A 19,352-nucleotide genomic window follows, 5' to 3' on the forward strand; every position below is an offset into this window, starting at 1 on the left:
GCATCGTCACCCCAACTTTTCAAACAACTCCGCCAACACCACATTAGAAAACAAAAAGCCTTGGGGATCAATCAAACGCAACCTTCCCTCTCCAATTTCTACCCAACCATTCTCAAAATATTCTTGCAAACACTGGCAAATTTCCTCTACTTTCTCTTCGCCAAACGACTCCGCCAACCCTGCCAAACTCACACCCTCCGCTAAACGCAACCCCAACATTAACGTTTCTAACAATACTTCCTTTGGGGGAGTCACATCACAATCAATCACACCGCCAGCTTGCACCCACTGGTAATACTCCTTCGTTTTGCGTGGACGAGTGAAGCGTTTTCCCTCAACATAACTCGCCGCACCCATACCAAAGCCGTAATAAGGGCGGTTTTCCCAATAAACTTGATTATGCCGACACTGATGGCCAGGTTGAGCATAATTAGAAATTTCATAATGCTCATAACCTGCACTAGTTAAAACCTGCTGCCCCATCTGGTACATTTTGACTGTGGCTTCATCCGTAGGCAAAGGTGTATCGCCTGGTTTGTAGTAACGACCAAAGGCTGTACCTGGCTCAATAGTGAGATCGTAGATGGAAATGTGAGTGGGTAGAAGCGCCACCGCTTTTAAGAGAGAATCCTGCCATTGATCTAGAGACTGATGCGGCAACCCAGAAATTAAGTCTAAGCTAAATACGGGAATCTCGACTTGGTGAATCAGTTCCACAGCTGCAAAAATATCTGCAACTGAGTGCGATCGCCCCGCCTTCTGCAATAATTCTTCTTGAAAGGCTTGTACACCCAAACTTACCCGGTTTACGCCTGCACTGTGATAGCCTGCTATATGGGCTAAATCAAAGGTGGCTGGGTCAATTTCCATAGAAATCTCTGCACCAGTTGCAATCCCAAAATGCTTTTGTAGCTCTCTGAGTATACGTTGTAGCTGCTCTGTTGATAACAGCGAAGGAGTACCACCACCGAAGAAAATCGTCTTCAGGGGTTGACCAAATGCTGGGGTCATGGCAATTTCTTGACATAGCACCTCAACATATTGGGAGATAGTACCAGATGTTTCGCCCCGCAAGCGATCGCCCACAACAGATACCGGGAAATCACAATAAAAGCACCGCCGTCTGCAAAAAGGAATATGCAGATAAGCGGAACTCACAATTCCAGAAATACTAAAATTTTGACTCATTTTGAGAAAAGTTTGGAGTTAACCCAACTGCAAATTAGAGACAATAAAAATGAGGTAACAATTCAGGAGCCAAGAGCCAGGAGCCAGAATAATCGCAAAATCAAGCGTGCAATAACTTCTTGATTTTATTAAACTTATTAAGCTTGGGTATCAAAGTCTTCTTAATTCTGAATTCTGAATTCTTAAAAAATAAGTAGTTTATTTACAAATTTTTGTCGTTTTACAAAGAAACAATGAAAAATATTAAGATAAGAGCCTTTAGTTATAATAATTGCAGATATTGTCAGCCTAAACCCTTAGTGTAAGTCAATATTCATTAGTCTATCTTACCGATACAATAAAAAATACTTAACTGAATCGGTGAACACAGTTGTAGGAAAACAAGACAACCATGCTTGACGCAATTATCATTTTCTCATTTATCCTCGCAGCGTCGGGAATAGGGTTCTACAGCATTGAACTACTACCCAATGGGGCGCTAGATCAGGTAACGAATCTAGAAGCTTTACGCTTAGTTGTTGCCGTCTTTGCCGCTATTATTGGTGGTGCGATCGGGCTGAGTTTCCAGACGACATATCGTCGCTTGGAGGCACAAGTCAAAGAAATGCCCCTAGAAGTAATTTTAACGCGTGCGATCGGCTTAGTGATTGGGCTATTGTTAGCTAACCTCATGCTAGCCCCACTATTTTTACTACCCATTCCGGCGGATTTTGGATTTATTAAGCCATTGGTGGCAGTTGTCGGTAGTATTATTCTCTCCGTCACTGGCATGAATTTGGCAGACACCCACGGGCGAGGCTTATTGCGGTTCATTAATCCCAACACCGTCGAATCGATGGTAGTGGAAGGAACGCTAAAACCAGCCAATACCAAAGTTTTAGATACTAGCTGCATTATTGATGGTCGTATCGAAGCCTTACTAGAAACAGGGTTTTTAGAAGGACAAATTCTCGTACCGCAGTTTGTTTTGCAAGAATTGCAACAAGTAGCCGATGCTAGCAAAGATCAAAAACGGGTGCGGGGAAGACGAGGACTAGAAATTCTCAATCGCATTAAAGAAGATTACCCTGATCGCATCCTGATAAATGGAGTTGACTACGACGATATTCCCACAGTAGATGCTAAATTAGTCCGCTTCGCCCAAGAAATCAGCGGTACATTGCTAACCAACGACTACAACTTGTCTAAAGTCGCCAGTGTTCAGAAAGTACCAGTTTTGAATGTGAATGATTTAGTGAACGCCGTCCGTCCCAGTTATTTACCTGGCGACAACCTGGATTTAAAAATTCTCAAGGAAGGCAAAGAACCCAGTCAAGGCATTGGCTACCTAGATGACGGCACAATGGTAGTCGTTGAAGAAGGCAGCAATTATGTGGGTGGTGAACTGCGAGTAGTAGTCACCAGCGCCTTGCAAACCACCGCAGGAAGAATGATTTTTGCCAAACCCCAAGCTTCAGCATTGGCGTGAGGTAAATATCCGGTGCAATTAAATATAAATTGTCCAATCGGTGCAGGTTGACTGCACCGATTATTTATTTGGATTCATCAGACTCAGTTATCTGTAAATACTGTTGTTGCGTTTCGTAGAGAGCTAAGAATTAATTAAACTGGTGTTATTAGTTATTCACATTCTGAGCATTATGAAGCGCATTTGCACTATAGTTAATATTTTTACAATAACTTTATTATCTGCTTTTGTATTTGCTAGCACCACTAGTTTATTGCTAATGCAGACAGTTACAGCTAAACCAGTACAGACAAAAAAGCAAGTCAATCAACTAATACCATTTAACTCAAGAGTACGAATATACCCTGCAAATAATAGCCTACCAGCAAGTCGCTTGATTACGATTGAACGTGTTCTCAAAAAGTCTAGTAAGATGCGGGTAACAGAAGCAAAACTAACAACATACGAGGAATTTGCAGCCAAAATAGGAGAGTACAAATCATCGATTTCTAACAACCGAATGGTGTGGATAGTGACTGGTTTTGTCGAAGGTGAGTTGAGAATGTCTAAAGGTAGAAGTGTCTGTACTGATAATGCCAAAATTGTGGAAGTAACGGATGCTGAAACTGGCGATTCTTTTAGTAGAAGTATTTACTGTCCCCCAAATAACCAGATAAATTTTATGTAGTCAAGTTGACTTATAATCAAAATAACTTGCCTTCAGGAGATTGACTCGATAAATCGCCGTCTCTACAAAAGATTGATTATTGTAGAGACGGCGATTCATCGCGTCTCAGAATCGCCTAATAACCAAGTGGCGAAGTGACTAGAGAAGTTTTCAGTTAAGAATTTGCAGATATAGATATTGCCTAAATTCACAGGTATTTTTCCATTACATAGTTTTGAAACCAAACTCCCCGCAGTTCTACTTGCTGTTCTCTGACTATGCTAAATCCCCTATTTTCAAAAAATGGCTTCGCAGTAATACTCGCTTCTGTATATAGCCGTTTAATTTCTTGGAATTTTGCAGTATCTTCTATATGACTTAAGAGTTTTGAGCCAATACCCTTTCTTTGGTATTTGCTATGACAATAAAAGCAATCAATGTGACCATCTGATTCTAATTCTGCAAACCCAACTATCTCTCCATTATTGTCAGCAATATAGGGAAGCTTGGCTTGTAATCTTTTGTGCCAAACTTCATAATCCATATTTTCGGGTGCCCAAGTATTGACTTGTTCTTGAGTGTAATCGCAAATATTGATTTCATGAATTGTATCGTACAACAGTTTTATGATTGCCTTGGTATCAGACAGTCTATATCCTCTTACTAACATACTGAAGCCTAATTTTCATAAATCTCTAACGGCAAATTATCTGGATCTTTAAAAAAAGTAAATTTTTTACCTGTAATTTCGTCAATTCTGATATTCTCTGTTTCTACACCTTGCGAGTTTAAGTAAAAAACAGTTTCCTCGATATTATCAACTTGAAAAGCAAGATGTCTTAAACCACAAGCCTCTGGACTACTAAATCTTTGCGGAGGATTTGGGAAAGAGAATAACTCTATTTGAGCATTTTCTCCAACTCGTAAATCTAGTTTATAAGAATTTCTCTCAGCACGAAAAGTCTCTTGAATAATCGGAAAGCCTAAAGTTTCGACATAAAATTTTTTGGAGCGATTATAGTCAGAACAAATAATAGCTACATGATGAATGCCAGTGGTTTTCATGTGTAATTCTCAAGCTACTGGCGTGGCAAGCAAAAAAATTGTGCATTAGATGTAGGTTGCTAGAGCGGAGCGCAACCCAACACATATTAGGATGTTGGGTTACGCAAAGCCTCCACCCAACCTACAATTTTTTTGCAAGATTTTAGCCTTGACACGCTACTAATCATTTACCTGTAGCACTTTTAGCAGAGTTTTACTAGTTTTAGCAAGATAAGGGCTTTAGCAAAGTGCTAATATTTTTTTTTGCATCTTCCTACTTGAGCGATCGCATCCAGGTATTCTCTAACTAGTAACTTTATTGCACGCCTGTTCGGTTGCCAATGTACAGATTACTGAACTGAGATTACTAATGAAACTGAGCCAGGATCAACCCACTCATTTCCTTCGTAGTAGTCAAAGTGATTATGATAGCCTGATTCTGTACTATTGTCAAAATTAAACCAGTCTGCAAACACTTCCAGTTTCTCTGGTGTTCCTTCAATCTTTAAAGAACTGCCAGCAACCATAACTTTGAGAGAACAATCACTCTTACGAATGAGCAACGAATTTAAACAAGAATCATAAGGTGCTGGATCAACTTCATTGGCAGGAATACAAACTTGCACATCCTGAGCTTGAAGCAATTCAATAATCGATTGGCGAATGCTTCTCAAATCTCCCGGTGTACCTGACAGATCAATCTCACCGCCATAATGGTTGTCACTAAAACGGATATGAATCATACTTGTCCATCTCAACCATCTATTGCCTTAAGCTAAATTTTTACTATTCCTGTAAAACAGTCTTTGATACAATCCTAGTTTTCTTCAGGTCTGCTTCGGAAAGTTCTTCACCAGCTTGCAGGCGAGTGGCTGAAGTTTGCAACACTGTTGATGCACCTTTATCTCCTATTTGTAAAGCGGTTTTAGCTGCTGTTTGCAGCATCGTGGCTGCACCAGTGCGATCGCCTTGTTGCAATTTCGCCTCGGCTAACTGGGTTTGGCTATACCTTGCTTTACTTGAGGTCGGGAATTACCTGAATCAGTCCAGTATGGAAGGCTTTGTCGTAGGTGATCACAACTAAACTTTCGATTTCAGCCTGAGCCATGATCATACGATCAAAGGGATCTCGGTGGGCGATCGGTAGGCTTCCTGCTCTGAGCGCATGGTCTGTGGTGATGGCAAGTTCGATAAATTTAGCCTGATGCAATATCTGTGAATATTGCTCAACAAGTTGTTTGGCTTCGGGTAGTTTACCCATCCGGTATTTGGTGGCAATTTCCCAAGCGGAAGCACTGCTAACAATAATCCGATAATCTGGGTTGCGAATGATGTCTCGGCAGTCAGTGTGGAGTTTTGGGTCGTCAAAGAGCCACCACAGCAGAATATGGGTGTCGATGAGGTAGCTCATTCCCATTGCTGGAGTTCTTCTTCTGGCAGTGGTTCAAAGAAAGCATCGCCGAGTTGTCCTTTCAATAAACCAGGGGTGCGAGGTTGTGTACGTTCTTGACTTAAACCTAGCCGAAAGTAGTGAATTAGGTCATAAATTTCTGCTAGTTTGTCTTCAGGGATGTCTTGCAATTCTTGGACAATCTTCTGGATAAGCATAAGTCAAACTCTCTCTATACCCTTAATTAGCAACCTTCAATTTTTACTATTCTTGTAAAACAGTCTTTGATACAATCCTAGTTTTCTTGAGGTCTGCTTCCGAAAGTTCTTCGCCAGCTTGCAGACGAGTAGCGGAAGTTTGCAACACTGTCGCTGCACCTTTATCTCCAATTTGTAAGGCGGTTTTGGCGGCTGTTTGCAACATCGTGGCTGCACCAGTGCGATCGCCTTGTTGCAATTTCGCCTCGGCTAACTGGGTTTGGCGATACTTGGCTAATGCTAAAATGGACTGTTGCACCTGGGGATTAGATGTCGGTTGATACGCCCGTACTACATCTGCATACACTGGCATCAAGGGCGAAAGTAAACCTTCTTCGTTAACCAATGGGTCATCGTAACGGATTTGCAGATGAGCGATCGCTTGTTTACCTTCTGGCAATTGTCCCAGATAAATGTTCGCTAAAACTACCCTTTCTACATCCTGCATCAAATCTCCCAAACGGATAGCAAAGCTACCATCGGCTTCGGATTCCACTGGTAACTCGATTGTATCTGGGGCAACTTGGGCAATGGGTTTCAATTCTGCTAGTCGGACATTGGGCACTAGAGATAACAGCAAGTAGGCATTAGTTAGCCCAATCGATTGAATCCGTCCAAACAGTCGGCTAAATTGCTCTACAGCTTGTTCAGGATGCTCAATATGGGCTAAAGTCCCACCACCGACATCGGCAATTTTTTCTAGCAAATCCTGATTCCAGCTATTACCAAATCCGAGAGTGTTGATCGTTAGGTTCAGCTTGGCAGCCTTTTGTGCCAGTTTGAGACAGCGTTTGTTGTCGTCTCGCCCGATATCCCATTTCCAAATCCGCAAAGCGCTTTCACCATGCCCATCTGTCAGCAAAAACGCCTGGGAAACAGCGCCTCTTGTCCCCTTCATCAGTTCTGTAATTCCCAGTTCCAAACCCTCAGCGATCGCAGTGCCGCCGCTAGCAGTCAGTTTGCTTTTTATTTGAGATTTGATGCTTTCGGGGTCTTCGATCGCTTGGTTCGGGATAATGACTTCCGCAGTGCCAGAAAAAGCCACAACTGAGATGCGATCGCCTACTTTTAAGCGATCAATTAATCCTTCCACCGCCTGGATCACCGTTTTAATTGGGTGTCCATGCATGGAACCACTTCTATCCAAAATCAAGCAGAGATTAAGGGGGAGATTTTGGTCAAGCTCACCAGCGATCGCAAAAATCGTTATTGCTAGTTGACGTTGGCTACTTGTTTGAGCCACATCAACATTATTGTCATTTAATGCCGAGAGCAATTTAACTTTCATTGGGGAGGGGTATCTTGCAAAATTGTTTTGGAGACAATTCTGGTTTTCTTGCGATCGCTTTCCGATAAATCTCCACCAGATTGCAGTTGGGTGGCAGAAGTTTGCAACACCGTCGCTGCCCCAGTATCTCCCATTTGCAAGGCAGTTTTTGCAGCCGTTTGTAACATCGTCGCTGCACCAGAGCGATCGCCCTGTTGTAATTTCGTCTCGGCTAGCTGGGTTTGGCGATACTTTGCTAATGCTAAAATAGACTGTTGCACCTGGGGATTTAGGTCTGCTTGGTAATTTTTCACTACATGGGCGTAAACTGGGATATTTGGTGTAACTAAACCTACTTTGTTGGCAGATGGATCGTCGTAGCGGACTTGCACATTAGCGATCGCTTGTTCACCTGTTGGCAATTGTCCCAAATAAATATTAGCTAAGATTACCCGTTCTGCATCTTTCATTAAATCTCCCAACCGCACAGCGAAACGTCCATCAGCTTCTTGTTGCAGTGGTAACTCAATTGTGTCTGGGGAAACTTGAGCAACCGGTTTGAGTTCCGCTAGCCGGACATTTGGCATTAGAGAGAATAACAGATAAGCGTTAGTCAATCCTACCGTTTGAATACGGCTGAACAGGCGGTTAAACTCTTCCACTGCCTGTTCGGGTTTTTGAATATAAGATAAAGTACCTAAACCAGCATCAGCAATTTTTTCTAAAACATCTTGGTTCCAATTGTCACCAAATCCCAAAGTGTTCAAAGTCAAGTTATAGCTAGCAGCCAATTGAGCGAATTTTAAACAGCGATTGTTATCACCGTGTTCATTTTCCCCATCGGTTAAGAGAAAAGCTTGGGAAACAGTATCTTTTTTTCCTTTCGCCAACTCCTCAATCCCCAAGCGCAGTCCTTCATCAATGGAAGTTCCACCATCGGCGGCTAGCCGATTAATTTGCTGTTTAATTTTCTCTGGATCTTCGACACTTTGATTGGATACTAAGACTTTGGCACGGTGATCGAAAACTACAACACTCAGGCGATCGCCAGGATTGAGTCTATCTACCAGACGATTCGCTGCTTTTTTGACCGTTTCTAGCGATCGCCCATTCATTGAACCACTATGATCGAGAATTAAGCATAAATTCAGGGGTACATGGCGGTCTTGATTTTCTGCGATCGCCGAAATCGAAACTCCTAACTGACGTTGACTGTTCAGTTGATTCGCGTCCAAATTACCATCATTCAAGGCAGGCTGCAAGCTAACCTTCATAACTCAAAGTCCTTATTCAGGATATACATTTTAAAAAATAACTTCAAAGCACTACTTTAACTCTACGGAAAACCTATCTAACACAAATACACTAATATAATCAGAATATCTTAGAAGCCAAGCATTGGCAGATGCAAAGCCGCCTTCAGCATTAGGGAGAAATCCGCACCTTGAGGGAAGCGTGCATCGCGCTAGGATGTATTACAGTTAACGGCATAGTTTCAGGCGATCAGTTGCTATGGACATTTCCCCAATTAAGGCTGTTCAAGCCCCATATTACGGCGATAACTTTTACCGGACACCGCCGCCAGATTTACCTTCCCTGTTATTGAAGGAGCGAATTGTCTATATTGGGATGCCACTGGTGCCTGCTGTCACCGAATTAATCGTGGCCGAATTGCTGTTTTTGCAATCCGACGACCCGGAAAAACCGATTAAAATCTATATCAACTCCACCGGCACTTCCGGTTACAGTGGCGAACCCATTGGCTTTGAAACCGAAGCCTTCGCCATTTATGACACCATGAAATATATCAAGCCTCCTATCCATACCATCTGCGTCGGTTCCGCGATGGGTATGGCAGCAATGTTACTCAGTGCTGGTACAAAAGGTTGCCGTGCTAGTTTGCCTCACTCCTCAATTATCCTGCATCAGCCCAAGAGCTACGCCCAAGGTCAAGCAACGGATATTCAAATTCGCGCCAGGGAAGTTTTGGTAAATAAAGGGGCGTTAGTTGATATCTTACATCGCACCACTGGACAAGCCCCAGAAAAAATTACTAAAGACATGGATCGGCTGTTGTATCTAACACCCTATGAAGCGAAGGAATACGGGCTAATTGACCGAGTTTTTGAAAAAGAAGAACTCGCAAATCCCCCACTCCCTGCCAGTGTCCTCTAGTTAGTGCTGAGTGCTGAGTGCTGAGAGACGCGATTAATCGCGTCTGTATAGGAGTTATGAGTTATTTCTAACTCTCTTGCCGCCCTAAATTATTAAAAACGGAGTAAGTAAGTTATGCCTATAGGCGTTCCTAAAGTTCCTTACCGGATGCCCGGTGGGCAATATACAGATTGGATTAGCATCTACGATCGCCTTTACCGGGAACGAATTATTTTCTTGGGGCGAGATATTGATGATGAAATCGCCAATCAAATTATTGCTGTAATGCTGTATCTGGATTCAGACGATCCAGGTAAAGATATTTATTTATACATCAATTCCCCCGGTGGAATGGTTACATCTGGCATGGCGATTTTTGACACCATGCAGCATATCAAATCAGATGTAGTAACTATTTGCGTAGGTTTAGCTGCTTCAATGGGGTCTTTCCTGCTGGCAGCTGGCACCAAAGGCAAACGGCTAGCATTGCCTCACTCACGGATTATGATTCACCAGCCTTCAGGTGGCACCCGTGGACAAGCAACCGATATCGAAATTGAAGCTAGAGAGATTCTACGGATTCGTCACCAGCTTAATGGCATCTATGCCGATAAAACAGGTCAGACCATAGAAAAAATTGAAAAAGATATGGATCGTGACTTTTTCATGTCTGCCGAAGAAGCAAAAGAATACGGTTTAATCGACCGTGTGATTGAAGAACGAACCTCGGTAATAACTGGGGAGTAGGGAATAGGGAGTAGGGAATAGGGGGATGAGGGAGCAGGGGGAGCAAGGAGAGTAGGGAAAGAATTCTAAATCCCAGTTCCCAATCCCCACTCCCAACTCCCTTCTTTAAACAAACTGTCAACATTGAACTTTAAAAAAGCAAATTAGCCCTTATTATTAATAGTTCAGGCATAAAGCTGATAGCTGATAGCCTCTAGCTGCATATTCGATAGCTCATAGCTCAAGATGGATCTTGGAGATTGCTACCGTTTATTGGGTTTAAGGTCGGGAGCTTCTTTTGCTGACATCAAAGCGTCTTATCGACGACTGGCGCAGCAATATCATCCCGATATCAACCCAGATGACAACAAAGCCAAAGATAAATTTATTGCCTTAACAGAGGCTTACAAACTCCTGCTGACAGTAGTACTGCCAGAGGAAACTATTGCACATTCAAGTCAAGTGTCAACATCTGGGCGTGATGATGCCAAGGCAACGCAGCGGCAGAAAACACCAGTAACAACGGTGACAAGTCAAGAATCAGGGAAACCAAAGCCGCCTAATCTGTTGGAAATAGAAGAACGGCTGAAGTGGAAGACTTATGAGCAATTGCAGCGATTTTTGCAAGAAAGACGATTTCCGCAAGCGATCGCTCTGGCGGAAGCTTTAGCAGATCGGTTGTCAACAGATGCAGAAGTTCGCCAATGGCTAGCGATCGCTTATCAAATTTGGGGACGGGCGTTAATTTCGGAAAAACAGCTACTCAAAGCCAGAATTTATCTCAAAAAAGCTCTGAAGACAGACCCCCATAATAAAAGTCTCTGGTATGAAGTCCAGCGCGATTTTCAACGTTTAGAACAAATTTTTTAAGGTTACAAACTTTTCAATCTCGTTTTCATGTCTAAGAAAGAAATGCTTTTTGTTGCGGTTCTGCTGCTTAGACGGAAGGCAGGAGCCTTCCAAAGGGCATTCCCAGTCGGAGACTGGGAACGAGGTTACGAATTATCTTCAATCCAAAATCTAAAATCTAAAATCCAAAATTAGTTTCGCCATCCACGCAAGACTTTTCCCAAAACAGCAATTCCTTCGACAATCTTCTCTGTTGTTTGAAAGCTAAAAGCTAGTCTGATGGCATCATCTCCCTGACCATTGGCGTAGCAACGAGTTCCTGGCAGAAAGCTGATGCCATGTTCATTGGCAGCAGTTAGGAGTGCTTTGGCGCTGATATGTGGTGGCAATTTACACCAAACAAAAAAGCCTCCACCTGGTCGCAAAGCAACTACATCACTGGGAAACTCTTGAGCGATCGCTTCTAACAACAAATTACACTTATGGTTGTAACAGGCAATTAGCTCCTGAATGTGATGATCTAGTTTGCCTGTAGCACAGTAGCGGGCAACCACATGGCTGACAAATGGCCCCACAGGCCCCTCACTTTTGAACATTGCCAACCGCTCAATAATTGCTGGATCGCCACAAGCCCAGCCCAAGCGGATACCAGGCGCAATAATTTTCGAGAAGGTACTCACGTATAAAACCCATCCTTCCTTGTCAAGGCTTGCTAGGGAGGGCACTATTTCTCCTTGGAAGCGCAAATCGCTATAAGCATCATCTTCCACCACTAAAACTCCATATTCAGCCGCTAATGCTACCAATTTTTGGCGGCGAAATAACGGCATAGTAGCGCCCGTGGGATTATGAAAAGTGGGGATAGTGTAAATAAACCGGGGTCGAATGCCCTGTTTTTTTAAATCGCTCAAAGTTTCTTCTAGGGCGTCTACATTCATTCCCATTTCATCTACAGGAATGGTAATTAGGCGTGCGCCAGCCTGAACAAATCTACTAACTACTCCCAAAAAGGTTGGGCCTTCCACAATTACCACATCACCAGGTTCAATAAATACATCTGGTAGCAAACCGAGAATCTGACCGGAACCGTAGCCAATAATCAAGCGATCGCGATCGGCAGGGATTCCTTGAGCCTGCAAGCGGAGGATAATTTGCTCATACAATTGCGCTGAAGGTGGGCCGTAATTGAGAGCGATCGGAGCCTCTTCTGCCAGCACAGCCGCACTTGCAGTAGCCAAATCGGCATGGGGAAAGAGAATTGGGTCAGCTAAACCGTAGGCAAAGCTAACAGTAATAATTTTGGTTAACTCAGTGCCGTAAGTTGGTGGTGCAATTTTTCTCGCTCGTTCGGCGAATAAATCAGTAATTTGGTAAGCAGAAGTGGTAGAAGCCATAAGCAATTCAAAATTGGGAGTCAGAATACAGAACACATAAAAAGGCAATTAGCGAAAAGTCATACGGATGTATTATTTCTTATAACATCATCACAAGTATCGTAAATTATTGATTGCTAGAACAAAATTACTATAGTGAAATTAATTAACTTCAAGTGGGAGCAGCTAATTCTCAGCTTAGGCTGCCTGCTACTGATTATTGGCTGTCATAATTTATATCCCACTACTAACTCAGATGCTAAACCTTTCAAGGTAGCCACAGACCCCACCTTTGTCCCTTTTGAATTTCAGAAGGCTGATGGTAAGTTAGAAGGTTTTGATATTGATTTGATGAATGCGATTGCGAAGGTAGCAGGTTTTGCAGTCCAGTTTGAAAGTCTGCCCTTTGATGGCATGATCTCGACTTTGCAAGCCAAAAGAGTTGATGCAGCAATTAGCGGAATCACGATTACCGCAGAACGACTGAAAACAATTGCTTTTTCCCGACCTTATTTTAAAGCTGGATTAGCGATCGCTGTACGCGAAGACAACCAAAATATTAAAGACTTCAACAGTCTCAAAGGCAAAAAAATCGCTGTCCAAATTGGTTCCACTGGGGCAGATTTTGCCAAAACCATCCCCAACGCCAAAATTAGTACTTTTAATTCTGGGCCAGAATTCTTCCAAGACTTGCTCAATGGCAACGTAGATGCGGTGGTTAGCGATGCTTTCGCTACTTTGTATGCGATTAAAAATGGCAAACTCAAAGGCATCAGAGTTGTTGCCGACCTTCTGACTGAAGAATACTACGGGATTGCTACACCTAAAGACTCTCCTCATTTGGATGCAATTAACAAAGGTATAGCGACTTTGTTATCCAATGGTACTTATAAGCAAATTTATCAAAAATGGTTTAACGCGGAACCTCCACAATTGCCAGATTCTTGGTAATAGGGCATTGAAAAGAGGCAGAGGGGCGGGGGGCGGAGGGGAAAACTCTTCTCCCCCTGCTCTCTCATCTCCCCTATCTATAAGGAATTAACTGCCAATATATGAAATATTTATCTAATATGCGTCACAATTAATACTGCCACCAAAATTTATTGATAAACTACAATTTACTGTAGTCAGGGACAGCCAATTGTGGCACCTTGGATCTTAGTGGCTAGAAGCACCTTGGAACGGGAATAAAGGAACTTCCACTATGCTGATTTGCCCTCAGTGTAAATTTGAAAACCCCAATAGCAACAAATTCTGTCAAAACTGTGGCACGTCCCTGACTCACAAGGTCTGTCCTGAATGCAGTACTGATGATGTACCTGTGAATGCGTTACGTTGTCATAACTGTGATACGGAATGTGGAACAGTGTTTTGGGCAATTATTGCTAAGGAAACAACTGACAAAGCTTTAGGAGTAGAGGGGGATGTGGGGAATGAGGCAGATAAGGGAGATGTGGAGGATGAGGGAGAAATATCTTCTTTATCTCCTCTATCCCCTAGTTCTCAGATTGCATTAGGCTCCTATTTAGACTCCCAAGAGCGCTATCAATTGTTAGATCCGCTACCTGCCCAAACTGAAACTGACACTATTAGTGATGTGGGTGTGAGAGTTCTAGACTGCCAGCCGTATCAAATATCACCAATTGAGGCCATACTAGCAGGCCAGCAATCAGATTTGCTAATGCCATCAGCACAAGCAAGTGGAATTCCTCACCTTGCCCAACTTTATATTGCCTTACAATCCCAAGGTGAGCCGGGGATACCGCCGATTCACGATGCCTGGCAGCAGGATGATATACAGGTAGTAATAATCGAAGATCGCTCGAATTGGCAGTATTTACTTGACCTGTGGCAACAAGAAACAACGAGTTCGTTAAAAATTTTACACTGGTGTTATGAAATGACCCAACTTTGGGCAGCACTGGAACCAGTAAATTGTCGTCAAAGCCTTTTAGAATTGTCGAATTTGCGGCTGGATGAAGACCAAACGCTGGCGCTACAAAGGTTATATGTGGAATCATCCAATTCTCAGCCTGCCACGGAGTCGCCAGAAGATGCCCAAGTCCAAACATCTGCTATTCCAGAGGAACCGTTAGCTATCCAAGCTTTAGGACGGGTTTGGCAAGCATTATTTAGACAGTCTCAACGCACTCAATTTGGCTCTGTAGTCCAGATGTTGGGGGATTTAGATGTAGGCAAGATTGAGACGATCGCACAATTGCGATCGCGTTTGGAAGAAATCTCTATTGAACTAGAAGCATTAGGAAATGCAACTTTGCCCCCAATAAAGGAGAAAGATACTGCTGTGCCCACCATCCCGCAATCAGATGAGCCAGAAGATATCATTAGCAAAACTGATGATTTGCCAACTGTTGTGCTGGCGATGCAGTTAAGTAGTTTGGAAGATTCAGGACGCACAGATGTAGGGCGTCAACGTCATCATAACGAAGATTGCTTTGGCATTGAAACCAAAATTCACAAGCTGGAATTTCCCAAAAGTCGGGTCTTGGAAGGGCATGGTTTATATATTCTCTGTGATGGCATGGGTGGACATGCTGGTGGTGAAATAGCCAGCGAGTTAGCAGTCAACACCCTACGGCAATACTTTCAAGAACACTGGATTGCCAACCAACTACCAACAGAAGATAGCATTCGTGAGGCAGTGTATTTAGCTAATGAGGCGATTTACAAACTCAACCAACAAGATGCCCGTTCTGGAGTTGGGCGTATGGGTACAACTTTGGTAATGCTCTTAATTCAAGATACTCAAGCAGCAGTTGCTCATGTGGGAGATAGCCGTCTCTATCGCGTGACACGCAAACAGGGATTAGAACAAGTCACAGTAGACCACGAAGTTGGGCAACGAGAAATTACGCGCGGAGTGGAAGCAAGCATAGCTTACGCCCGCCCAGATGCCTACCAACTCACCCAAGCCTTGGGGCCTCGTGATGAAAACTCGATTGATCCCGATGTCGGCTTTTTTGACATCAATGAAGATACTCTTCTGCTATTGGCATCGGACGGTTTATCAGATAATGATTTACTAGAAACCCACTGGCAGACTCACTTAGAACCCTTACTTAGTTCTGGCGCTAACTTAGAACGAGGTGTTACAGACTTAATTGAGTTGGCAAACCAATACAATGGTCATGACAACATTACTGGTATACTAATTCGGGCAAAAGTACGCCCAAATCTAGAAAGTTAATCATAAATGGGCATAGGGAATGGGGCATGGGAAGATGAGGGAGTGAGGGAGATGAGGGAGATGAGGGGACAAGGAGATACACAAAACTCCTAACTCTTAACTCTTAACTCTTAACTCAGCACTCAGCACTCAGCACTCAGCACTCCCAATGCCCAATCCCTAATCCATTTACCTTGTAGGTTGTATTGTGGTTAGTCTGACCCTGTTAGAACCGCAACAGAAAACGCCCCTCCAGCAGTGGTGCTTTGAGAACTCTTCCATAATTCGGATTGGTCGAGCGGCAGATAATCACGTTGTTTTAAATGATAGTTTAGTTTCGCGGCATCATTTAGAACTTAGACAAATCGGTTCTCATAGCAATGGCGGTACTTGGCAGCTGATTAGTCAAGGTACAAATGGGACTTTTCTCAACGGTATCCTTGTAATTCAAAGTCCATTACCGGATAATTCCCTTTTGCAACTGGCACAGGGAGGTCCAATACTGCAATTCCAAATTCAGGATGTCACAGTATTGGAAACTGGTGTGCGATCGCAACAAATACCAGCAACAGAAGAAAATGCCGCCGAGACACTGTACTCAGCAAAAAATCCGGCAAATTTATCCTACACTTGCACGCACGAAGGCAACTCACCAAATAATTTATTTTGTATTCACTGCGGTCAACCTCTCTCAGTGCAACAGATGATTCGCCATTATCAGGTGTTGCAAACTCTCGGACAAGGAGGGATGGGTACTACTTATCTGGCTTGGGATGAGGCTGGTTTGATTGCAGGTACACCAAAACTGCTGGTGTTGAAGCAAATGAATGCTGATATGGCCAGAATTGCCAAAGCTCAAGAGTTATTTGAGCGAGAGGCGTACACTCTCAAATCTCTTAACCATCCGGGAATTCCCAAGTATTACGATTTCTTTGTAGAAGACGGAAAAAAATACTTGGCAATGGAGCTAATCCACGGACAAGATTTAGAAAAACGTGTCTATACCACTGGCCCAGTGACACCAAACCAAGCGATCGCCTGGATGATCCAAACCTGCGATATTTTAGACTATCTTCATAGCCAAGAGCCTCCACTGATTCACCGCGACATTAAACCCGCCAACTTAATGGTGCGAGGTTCGGTAAATCGCATAGTGGTACTAGATTTTGGTGCAGTTAAGGAAATTGGCACAGCGCCCGGTACTCGAATTGGTGCAGAAGGCTACTGCGCTCCTGAACAAGAACGAGGACAACCTTTAACTCAATCTGATTTGTATGCAGTTGGCCCAACGCTGATTTTTCTGCTCACAGGCGAAAACCCGTTCAAGTATTACCGCCAGCGGGGGCGAAACTTCAGGTTTGATGTGGCAAAAGTTCCCACCATTAGCTCCCAATTAAGAGATGCGATCGATCGCGTTACAGAACCATTGCCACGCGATCGCTATCAAACTGCAAAGGAATTAGCTGCGGCTTTAGCTGCTTGTAAAGTTTAGGGAGTGGGGAGTGATGAATATGTAAAAATTACTATTCCCCATTCACTATTCCTCATCCCAAGTTTCTACAGCTAGCAATTCGCTAACTGGGTCTTGCATACTAAAGCCAAAGTCAAGCAATTCCTGTTTCCAGTGCTGCCATTCATTACCATAGAGCAAAGCGATTTTCCAGATGCTATCGCTTGGCTTGATAATATTCGATTCTATGAGTGATTGCACGTTGCGCTGCAATTTCACCATTGGGTGAATCACTTGCTGAGTCATAACCTCGATTGAATTCTGATTTTGTTGGTAAATGCTTAATTAAAACTGCTTCCCATTCTGCAATTGTTGCCGGCCCGTAGAGTGGTGTAATTTTGGCAAAGCTAGTCTTAACTTTCTAACTATACCATAACAAACTCCACTAAGTTACTGGTAAATTCGGTTTTGTACGGTAATTACCACCACAAAACTCCAATTTCACCAAGTAGTCCTTTCGTAAGATATCTATTGTGAATTCTGGCCAAAACAACTAGTCGTCTGGGAAGTTGCACTAAGTAGTGTGACTAAGGACGACTGGAAAAATTTTATTTGTTTGAATCACAAAAAATATGTGTGCTTATTGAACGACCCATCGGACACGGGCTAGTTTGAGATTTATCGACTGGCAAGGGAAATTTGGAATTGAGTAGAAATGTCTACTGTTTATTCAAACGTTATTCAGAATATCGCAAACATCCGGCATTAGGCAGAATCATCGCAAATCTTCATATAACTTTAATGTTCTGCTCAGAGAATAAGACTTGTAGGGTTTTGCTTGAAAGTATGAAGGTGATGCCTACGGCGGTAAACTACGTATGGCAAAATTGTCGTTACAGCATGGGCTTACTATAAAGTTCCCTCGTCTTCAGAGTCAGCATTTAAAGTTTATGTAAAAAATTTCTAGCCAAGATGTTAGTTTCTGTTGAGCAAGTGGGTATCCTCAGAACGGGAGGCTTGCTGAGACCTAAGTGTTTACCGCAGCAAGTATGTGAGGCATGGCTGGTTCAGATGAAGAATACCTAATTTCCCGCAGAAAGCAGATTCAGCGGCGACAAAAGATTGTCACGATTGTGTCGATGTTCTCGTTTTTTGGTTCTACGGTGTTCGCAATCATTCCAGCAATCCAACATGCTAATCAAACTCAGCCAATAACTGCGTCTATTTCTCCTGAGTCAGTATTACAGCAACAGGTACGGGGCTACGAGTTGGTTTTACAACGGGAACCAGAAAACCAACTTGCTTTAGAGAAACTGTCTGTGCTGCGGTTGCAATTGAAGGATGCCAAAGGTGCGATGGAACCTTTGGAGAAGCTGGTGAAGTTGCACCCTGATCGGCAAGATTACAAAGTTGTATTGGAACAGATTAAGAAGCGAGAGGAAAAGGGCATCCCCGCTCAATAAAAATGGGGCGAATTGGTTAACCTCTAGAGGTAGTATGATATGTCTTCCCATTCTTCAAATCAGTATGCTAATGATGAAACTTATCTTTCTTCATCTGTATTAGTAGGGAAAGAGCTTGAAAAACAAGGATGGGTATTATTTGAGAATATTGTTGATGAGCAATTAGTTGAAAGGTTGAGGCTAGACCTCGATAAAGCAAATGCAATAGCTCGTCAGATTCAAATCAAGAATGGTGTAGCACAAAATACTGATGGGACGATTAATCACCTCTTGGGGTTGGGTGACAGCTTTATGGAATTTTTAGAAAGAATGTATTTGAAACAAACCATAATACATTACTTTGGTGGCAATTACATTTTGAATATTTTTGGTGGTGTAAATAATCTTAAGAATCATCCTTCTTATCTTTTGAATATTCATCGAGATGTTCGCAGTTTCACAGGAAACCTAAAATTGATGCTTCAGATGATTGTTATGCTAGATGATTTCACACTAGAAAACGGTGCAACTTACTTTATGAATGGAGGACATTATCTAGCTGATCGTCCATCGGAAAAATCATTCTACGAAAATTCCAGTCGGGCTGTGGGAAAAAGTGGTAGCATCGTTCTTTTTGATGCGAACCTTTGGCACGCGGCAGGAACCAATCAGACGGATGACCCCAGACGCGCTCTTACACTGTGTTTTACTAAGCCTTTTGTCAAACAACAGTTGGATTTACCTCGATATTTTGGATATGATTATGCAACCCATTTATCGGAAGAAATAAAGCAGATACTTGGATATAATGCCCTAGTTCCAACAAATTTGGAAGAATGGTATCAACCCCCAGAAAAGAGATTTTACAAGCCAGGACAAGGCTAATTTATTAATACATGATAACCCATATA

20 protein-coding genes and 1 pseudogene are annotated in these 19,352 nt (G+C 42.9%); 10 read left to right on the forward strand and 11 right to left on the reverse strand.

The window, feature by feature from the left end:
• Positions 1–6: 6 nt before the first annotated feature.
• Positions 7–1,188, reverse strand: coding sequence for a radical SAM family heme chaperone HemW (gene hemW, locus FD723_RS22660; protein ID WP_179067374.1), 1,182 nt, complete (start codon positions 1,186–1,188; stop codon positions 7–9).
• A gap of 391 nt (positions 1,189–1,579) precedes the next feature.
• Between hemW and FD723_RS22665 the strand changes: the two genes are divergently transcribed.
• Together FD723_RS22665 and FD723_RS22670 are read left to right on the forward strand one after the other, a co-directional pair.
• Entirely contained in the window at positions 1,580–2,656 is a 1,077-nt protein-coding gene (locus tag FD723_RS22665; RefSeq protein ID WP_179067375.1) for a PIN/TRAM domain-containing protein, read from the forward strand.
• 259 nt (positions 2,657–2,915) lie between these two features.
• A complete protein-coding gene (locus FD723_RS22670) occupies positions 2,916–3,323 on the forward strand; it encodes a hypothetical protein (protein WP_179067376.1) in 408 nt (135 codons plus the stop codon).
• 187 nt (positions 3,324–3,510) lie between these two features.
• On the opposite strand, the gene FD723_RS22675 is transcribed toward FD723_RS22670, so the two are convergent.
• The 8 genes and pseudogenes from FD723_RS22675 to FD723_RS22710 form a co-directional block, all read right to left on the reverse strand.
• The gene (locus FD723_RS22675) at positions 3,511–3,921 is read right to left on the reverse strand and encodes a GNAT family N-acetyltransferase (RefSeq protein ID WP_306296988.1); all 411 of its coding nucleotides are present in this window, start codon (positions 3,919–3,921) and stop codon (positions 3,511–3,513) included.
• Positions 3,922–3,980: 59 nt separating this feature from the next.
• On the reverse strand, positions 3,981–4,367 hold the full coding sequence (locus FD723_RS22680; RefSeq protein ID WP_179067378.1) for a VOC family protein: 387 nt from the start codon (positions 4,365–4,367) through the stop codon (positions 3,981–3,983).
• Positions 4,368–4,696: 329 nt separating this feature from the next.
• Positions 4,697–5,089, reverse strand: a complete 393-nt coding sequence (locus FD723_RS22685; protein ID WP_179067379.1) for a hypothetical protein — start codon at positions 5,087–5,089, stop codon at positions 4,697–4,699.
• A 43-nt stretch (positions 5,090–5,132) separates the two neighbouring features.
• Positions 5,133–5,360 (reverse strand): annotated as a pseudogene (locus tag FD723_RS22690) (hypothetical protein); the annotation flags it as partial.
• A 1-nt stretch (position 5,361) separates the two neighbouring features.
• Positions 5,362–5,763 (reverse strand): type II toxin-antitoxin system VapC family toxin, encoded by a 402-nt coding sequence (locus FD723_RS22695; protein ID WP_179067380.1) that lies wholly within the window; start codon positions 5,761–5,763, stop codon positions 5,362–5,364.
• Entirely contained in the window at positions 5,754–5,954 is a 201-nt protein-coding gene (locus FD723_RS22700) for a hypothetical protein (protein ID WP_041040578.1), read from the reverse strand. The genes FD723_RS22695 and FD723_RS22700 overlap by 10 nt, the downstream gene beginning before the upstream one ends.
• Positions 5,955–6,000: 46 nt before the next feature.
• Positions 6,001–7,281: a VWA domain-containing protein gene (locus FD723_RS22705; protein ID WP_179067381.1), complete on the reverse strand. Its 1,281-nt coding sequence runs from the start codon at positions 7,279–7,281 to the stop codon at positions 6,001–6,003.
• On the reverse strand, positions 7,278–8,534 hold the full coding sequence (locus FD723_RS22710) for a VWA domain-containing protein (RefSeq protein WP_179067382.1): 1,257 nt from the start codon (positions 8,532–8,534) through the stop codon (positions 7,278–7,280). The genes FD723_RS22705 and FD723_RS22710 overlap by 4 nt, the downstream gene beginning before the upstream one ends.
• A gap of 238 nt (positions 8,535–8,772) precedes the next feature.
• On the opposite strand from FD723_RS22710, the gene FD723_RS22715 reads away from it, so the two are divergent.
• The 3 genes from FD723_RS22715 (at position 8,773) to FD723_RS22725 (ending at position 11,010) form a co-directional block, all read left to right on the forward strand.
• Positions 8,773–9,435, forward strand: coding sequence for an ATP-dependent Clp protease proteolytic subunit (locus FD723_RS22715; protein ID WP_179067383.1), 663 nt, complete (start codon positions 8,773–8,775; stop codon positions 9,433–9,435).
• 114 nt (positions 9,436–9,549) lie between these two features.
• Positions 9,550–10,161 carry an ATP-dependent Clp protease proteolytic subunit gene (locus FD723_RS22720; RefSeq protein WP_179067384.1) on the forward strand — a complete coding sequence of 204 codons (612 nt, stop codon included), beginning with the start codon at positions 9,550–9,552 and terminating at the stop codon, positions 10,159–10,161.
• 225 nt (positions 10,162–10,386) lie between these two features.
• Positions 10,387–11,010, forward strand: coding sequence for a J domain-containing protein (locus FD723_RS22725; RefSeq protein ID WP_179067385.1), 624 nt, complete (start codon positions 10,387–10,389; stop codon positions 11,008–11,010).
• 170 nt (positions 11,011–11,180) lie between these two features.
• On the opposite strand, the gene FD723_RS22730 is transcribed toward FD723_RS22725, so the two are convergent.
• Entirely contained in the window at positions 11,181–12,383 is a 1,203-nt protein-coding gene (locus FD723_RS22730) for a PLP-dependent aminotransferase family protein (protein WP_179067386.1), read from the reverse strand.
• A gap of 135 nt (positions 12,384–12,518) precedes the next feature.
• Here FD723_RS22730 and FD723_RS22735 point away from each other — a divergent pair, with 135 nt between their 5' ends.
• From FD723_RS22735 to FD723_RS22745, 3 genes are all read left to right on the forward strand, one after another.
• On the forward strand, positions 12,519–13,313 hold the full coding sequence (locus FD723_RS22735; RefSeq protein ID WP_179067387.1) for a basic amino acid ABC transporter substrate-binding protein: 795 nt from the start codon (positions 12,519–12,521) through the stop codon (positions 13,311–13,313).
• A 253-nt stretch (positions 13,314–13,566) separates the two neighbouring features.
• Positions 13,567–15,570, forward strand: coding sequence for a serine/threonine phosphatase (locus FD723_RS22740; RefSeq protein ID WP_179067388.1), 2,004 nt, complete (start codon positions 13,567–13,569; stop codon positions 15,568–15,570).
• A gap of 187 nt (positions 15,571–15,757) precedes the next feature.
• Positions 15,758–17,041: an FHA domain-containing serine/threonine-protein kinase gene (locus tag FD723_RS22745; RefSeq protein WP_179067389.1), complete on the forward strand. Its 1,284-nt coding sequence runs from the start codon at positions 15,758–15,760 to the stop codon at positions 17,039–17,041.
• Between the two features lie 45 nt (positions 17,042–17,086).
• Here FD723_RS22745 and FD723_RS22750 read toward each other — a convergent pair whose 3' ends face one another.
• Positions 17,087–17,305, reverse strand: a complete 219-nt coding sequence (locus FD723_RS22750; protein WP_012407469.1) for a DUF4327 family protein — start codon at positions 17,303–17,305, stop codon at positions 17,087–17,089.
• Between the two features lie 752 nt (positions 17,306–18,057).
• On the opposite strand from FD723_RS22750, the gene FD723_RS22755 reads away from it, so the two are divergent.
• Together FD723_RS22755 and FD723_RS22760 are read left to right on the forward strand one after the other, a co-directional pair.
• Positions 18,058–18,462: a tetratricopeptide repeat protein gene (locus tag FD723_RS22755; RefSeq protein WP_179067390.1), complete on the forward strand. Its 405-nt coding sequence runs from the start codon at positions 18,058–18,060 to the stop codon at positions 18,460–18,462.
• Between the two features lie 39 nt (positions 18,463–18,501).
• A complete protein-coding gene (locus FD723_RS22760; protein ID WP_179067391.1) occupies positions 18,502–19,326 on the forward strand; it encodes a phytanoyl-CoA dioxygenase family protein in 825 nt (274 codons plus the stop codon).
• Positions 19,327–19,352 lie beyond the last annotated feature (26 nt).

The sequence above is a fragment of the Nostoc sp. C052 genome (assembly GCF_013393905.1).
In the GTDB taxonomy this organism is placed as follows: Bacteria; Cyanobacteriota; Cyanobacteriia; order Cyanobacteriales; family Nostocaceae; genus Nostoc.

Bases quoted from the DNA above. Each gene is read 5' to 3' on its own strand.
- hemW (WP_179067374.1), bottom strand. From the start codon at position 1,188: ATGAGTCAAAATTTTAGTATTTCTGGAATTGTGAGTTCCGCTTATCTG.
- FD723_RS22665 (WP_179067375.1), top strand. From the start codon at position 1,580: ATGCTTGACGCAATTATCATTTTCTCATTTATCCTCGCAGCGTCGGGA.
- FD723_RS22670 (WP_179067376.1), top strand. From the start codon at position 2,916: ATGCAGACAGTTACAGCTAAACCAGTACAGACAAAAAAGCAAGTCAAT.
- FD723_RS22680 (WP_179067378.1), bottom strand. From the start codon at position 4,367: ATGAAAACCACTGGCATTCATCATGTAGCTATTATTTGTTCTGACTAT.
- FD723_RS22685 (WP_179067379.1), bottom strand. From the start codon at position 5,089: ATGATTCATATCCGTTTTAGTGACAACCATTATGGCGGTGAGATTGAT.
- FD723_RS22695 (WP_179067380.1), bottom strand. From the start codon at position 5,763: ATGGGAATGAGCTACCTCATCGACACCCATATTCTGCTGTGGTGGCTC.
- FD723_RS22700 (WP_041040578.1), bottom strand. From the start codon at position 5,954: ATGCTTATCCAGAAGATTGTCCAAGAATTGCAAGACATCCCTGAAGAC.
- FD723_RS22705 (WP_179067381.1), bottom strand. From the start codon at position 7,281: ATGAAAGTTAAATTGCTCTCGGCATTAAATGACAATAATGTTGATGTG.
- FD723_RS22710 (WP_179067382.1), bottom strand. From the start codon at position 8,534: ATGAAGGTTAGCTTGCAGCCTGCCTTGAATGATGGTAATTTGGACGCG.
- FD723_RS22715 (WP_179067383.1), top strand. From the start codon at position 8,773: ATGGACATTTCCCCAATTAAGGCTGTTCAAGCCCCATATTACGGCGAT.
- FD723_RS22720 (WP_179067384.1), top strand. From the start codon at position 9,550: ATGCCTATAGGCGTTCCTAAAGTTCCTTACCGGATGCCCGGTGGGCAA.
- FD723_RS22725 (WP_179067385.1), top strand. From the start codon at position 10,387: ATGGATCTTGGAGATTGCTACCGTTTATTGGGTTTAAGGTCGGGAGCT.
- FD723_RS22730 (WP_179067386.1), bottom strand. From the start codon at position 12,383: ATGGCTTCTACCACTTCTGCTTACCAAATTACTGATTTATTCGCCGAA.
- FD723_RS22740 (WP_179067388.1), top strand. From the start codon at position 13,567: ATGCTGATTTGCCCTCAGTGTAAATTTGAAAACCCCAATAGCAACAAA.
- FD723_RS22750 (WP_012407469.1), bottom strand. From the start codon at position 17,305: ATGACTCAGCAAGTGATTCACCCAATGGTGAAATTGCAGCGCAACGTG.
- FD723_RS22755 (WP_179067390.1), top strand. From the start codon at position 18,058: ATGGCTGGTTCAGATGAAGAATACCTAATTTCCCGCAGAAAGCAGATT.
- FD723_RS22760 (WP_179067391.1), top strand. From the start codon at position 18,502: ATGTCTTCCCATTCTTCAAATCAGTATGCTAATGATGAAACTTATCTT.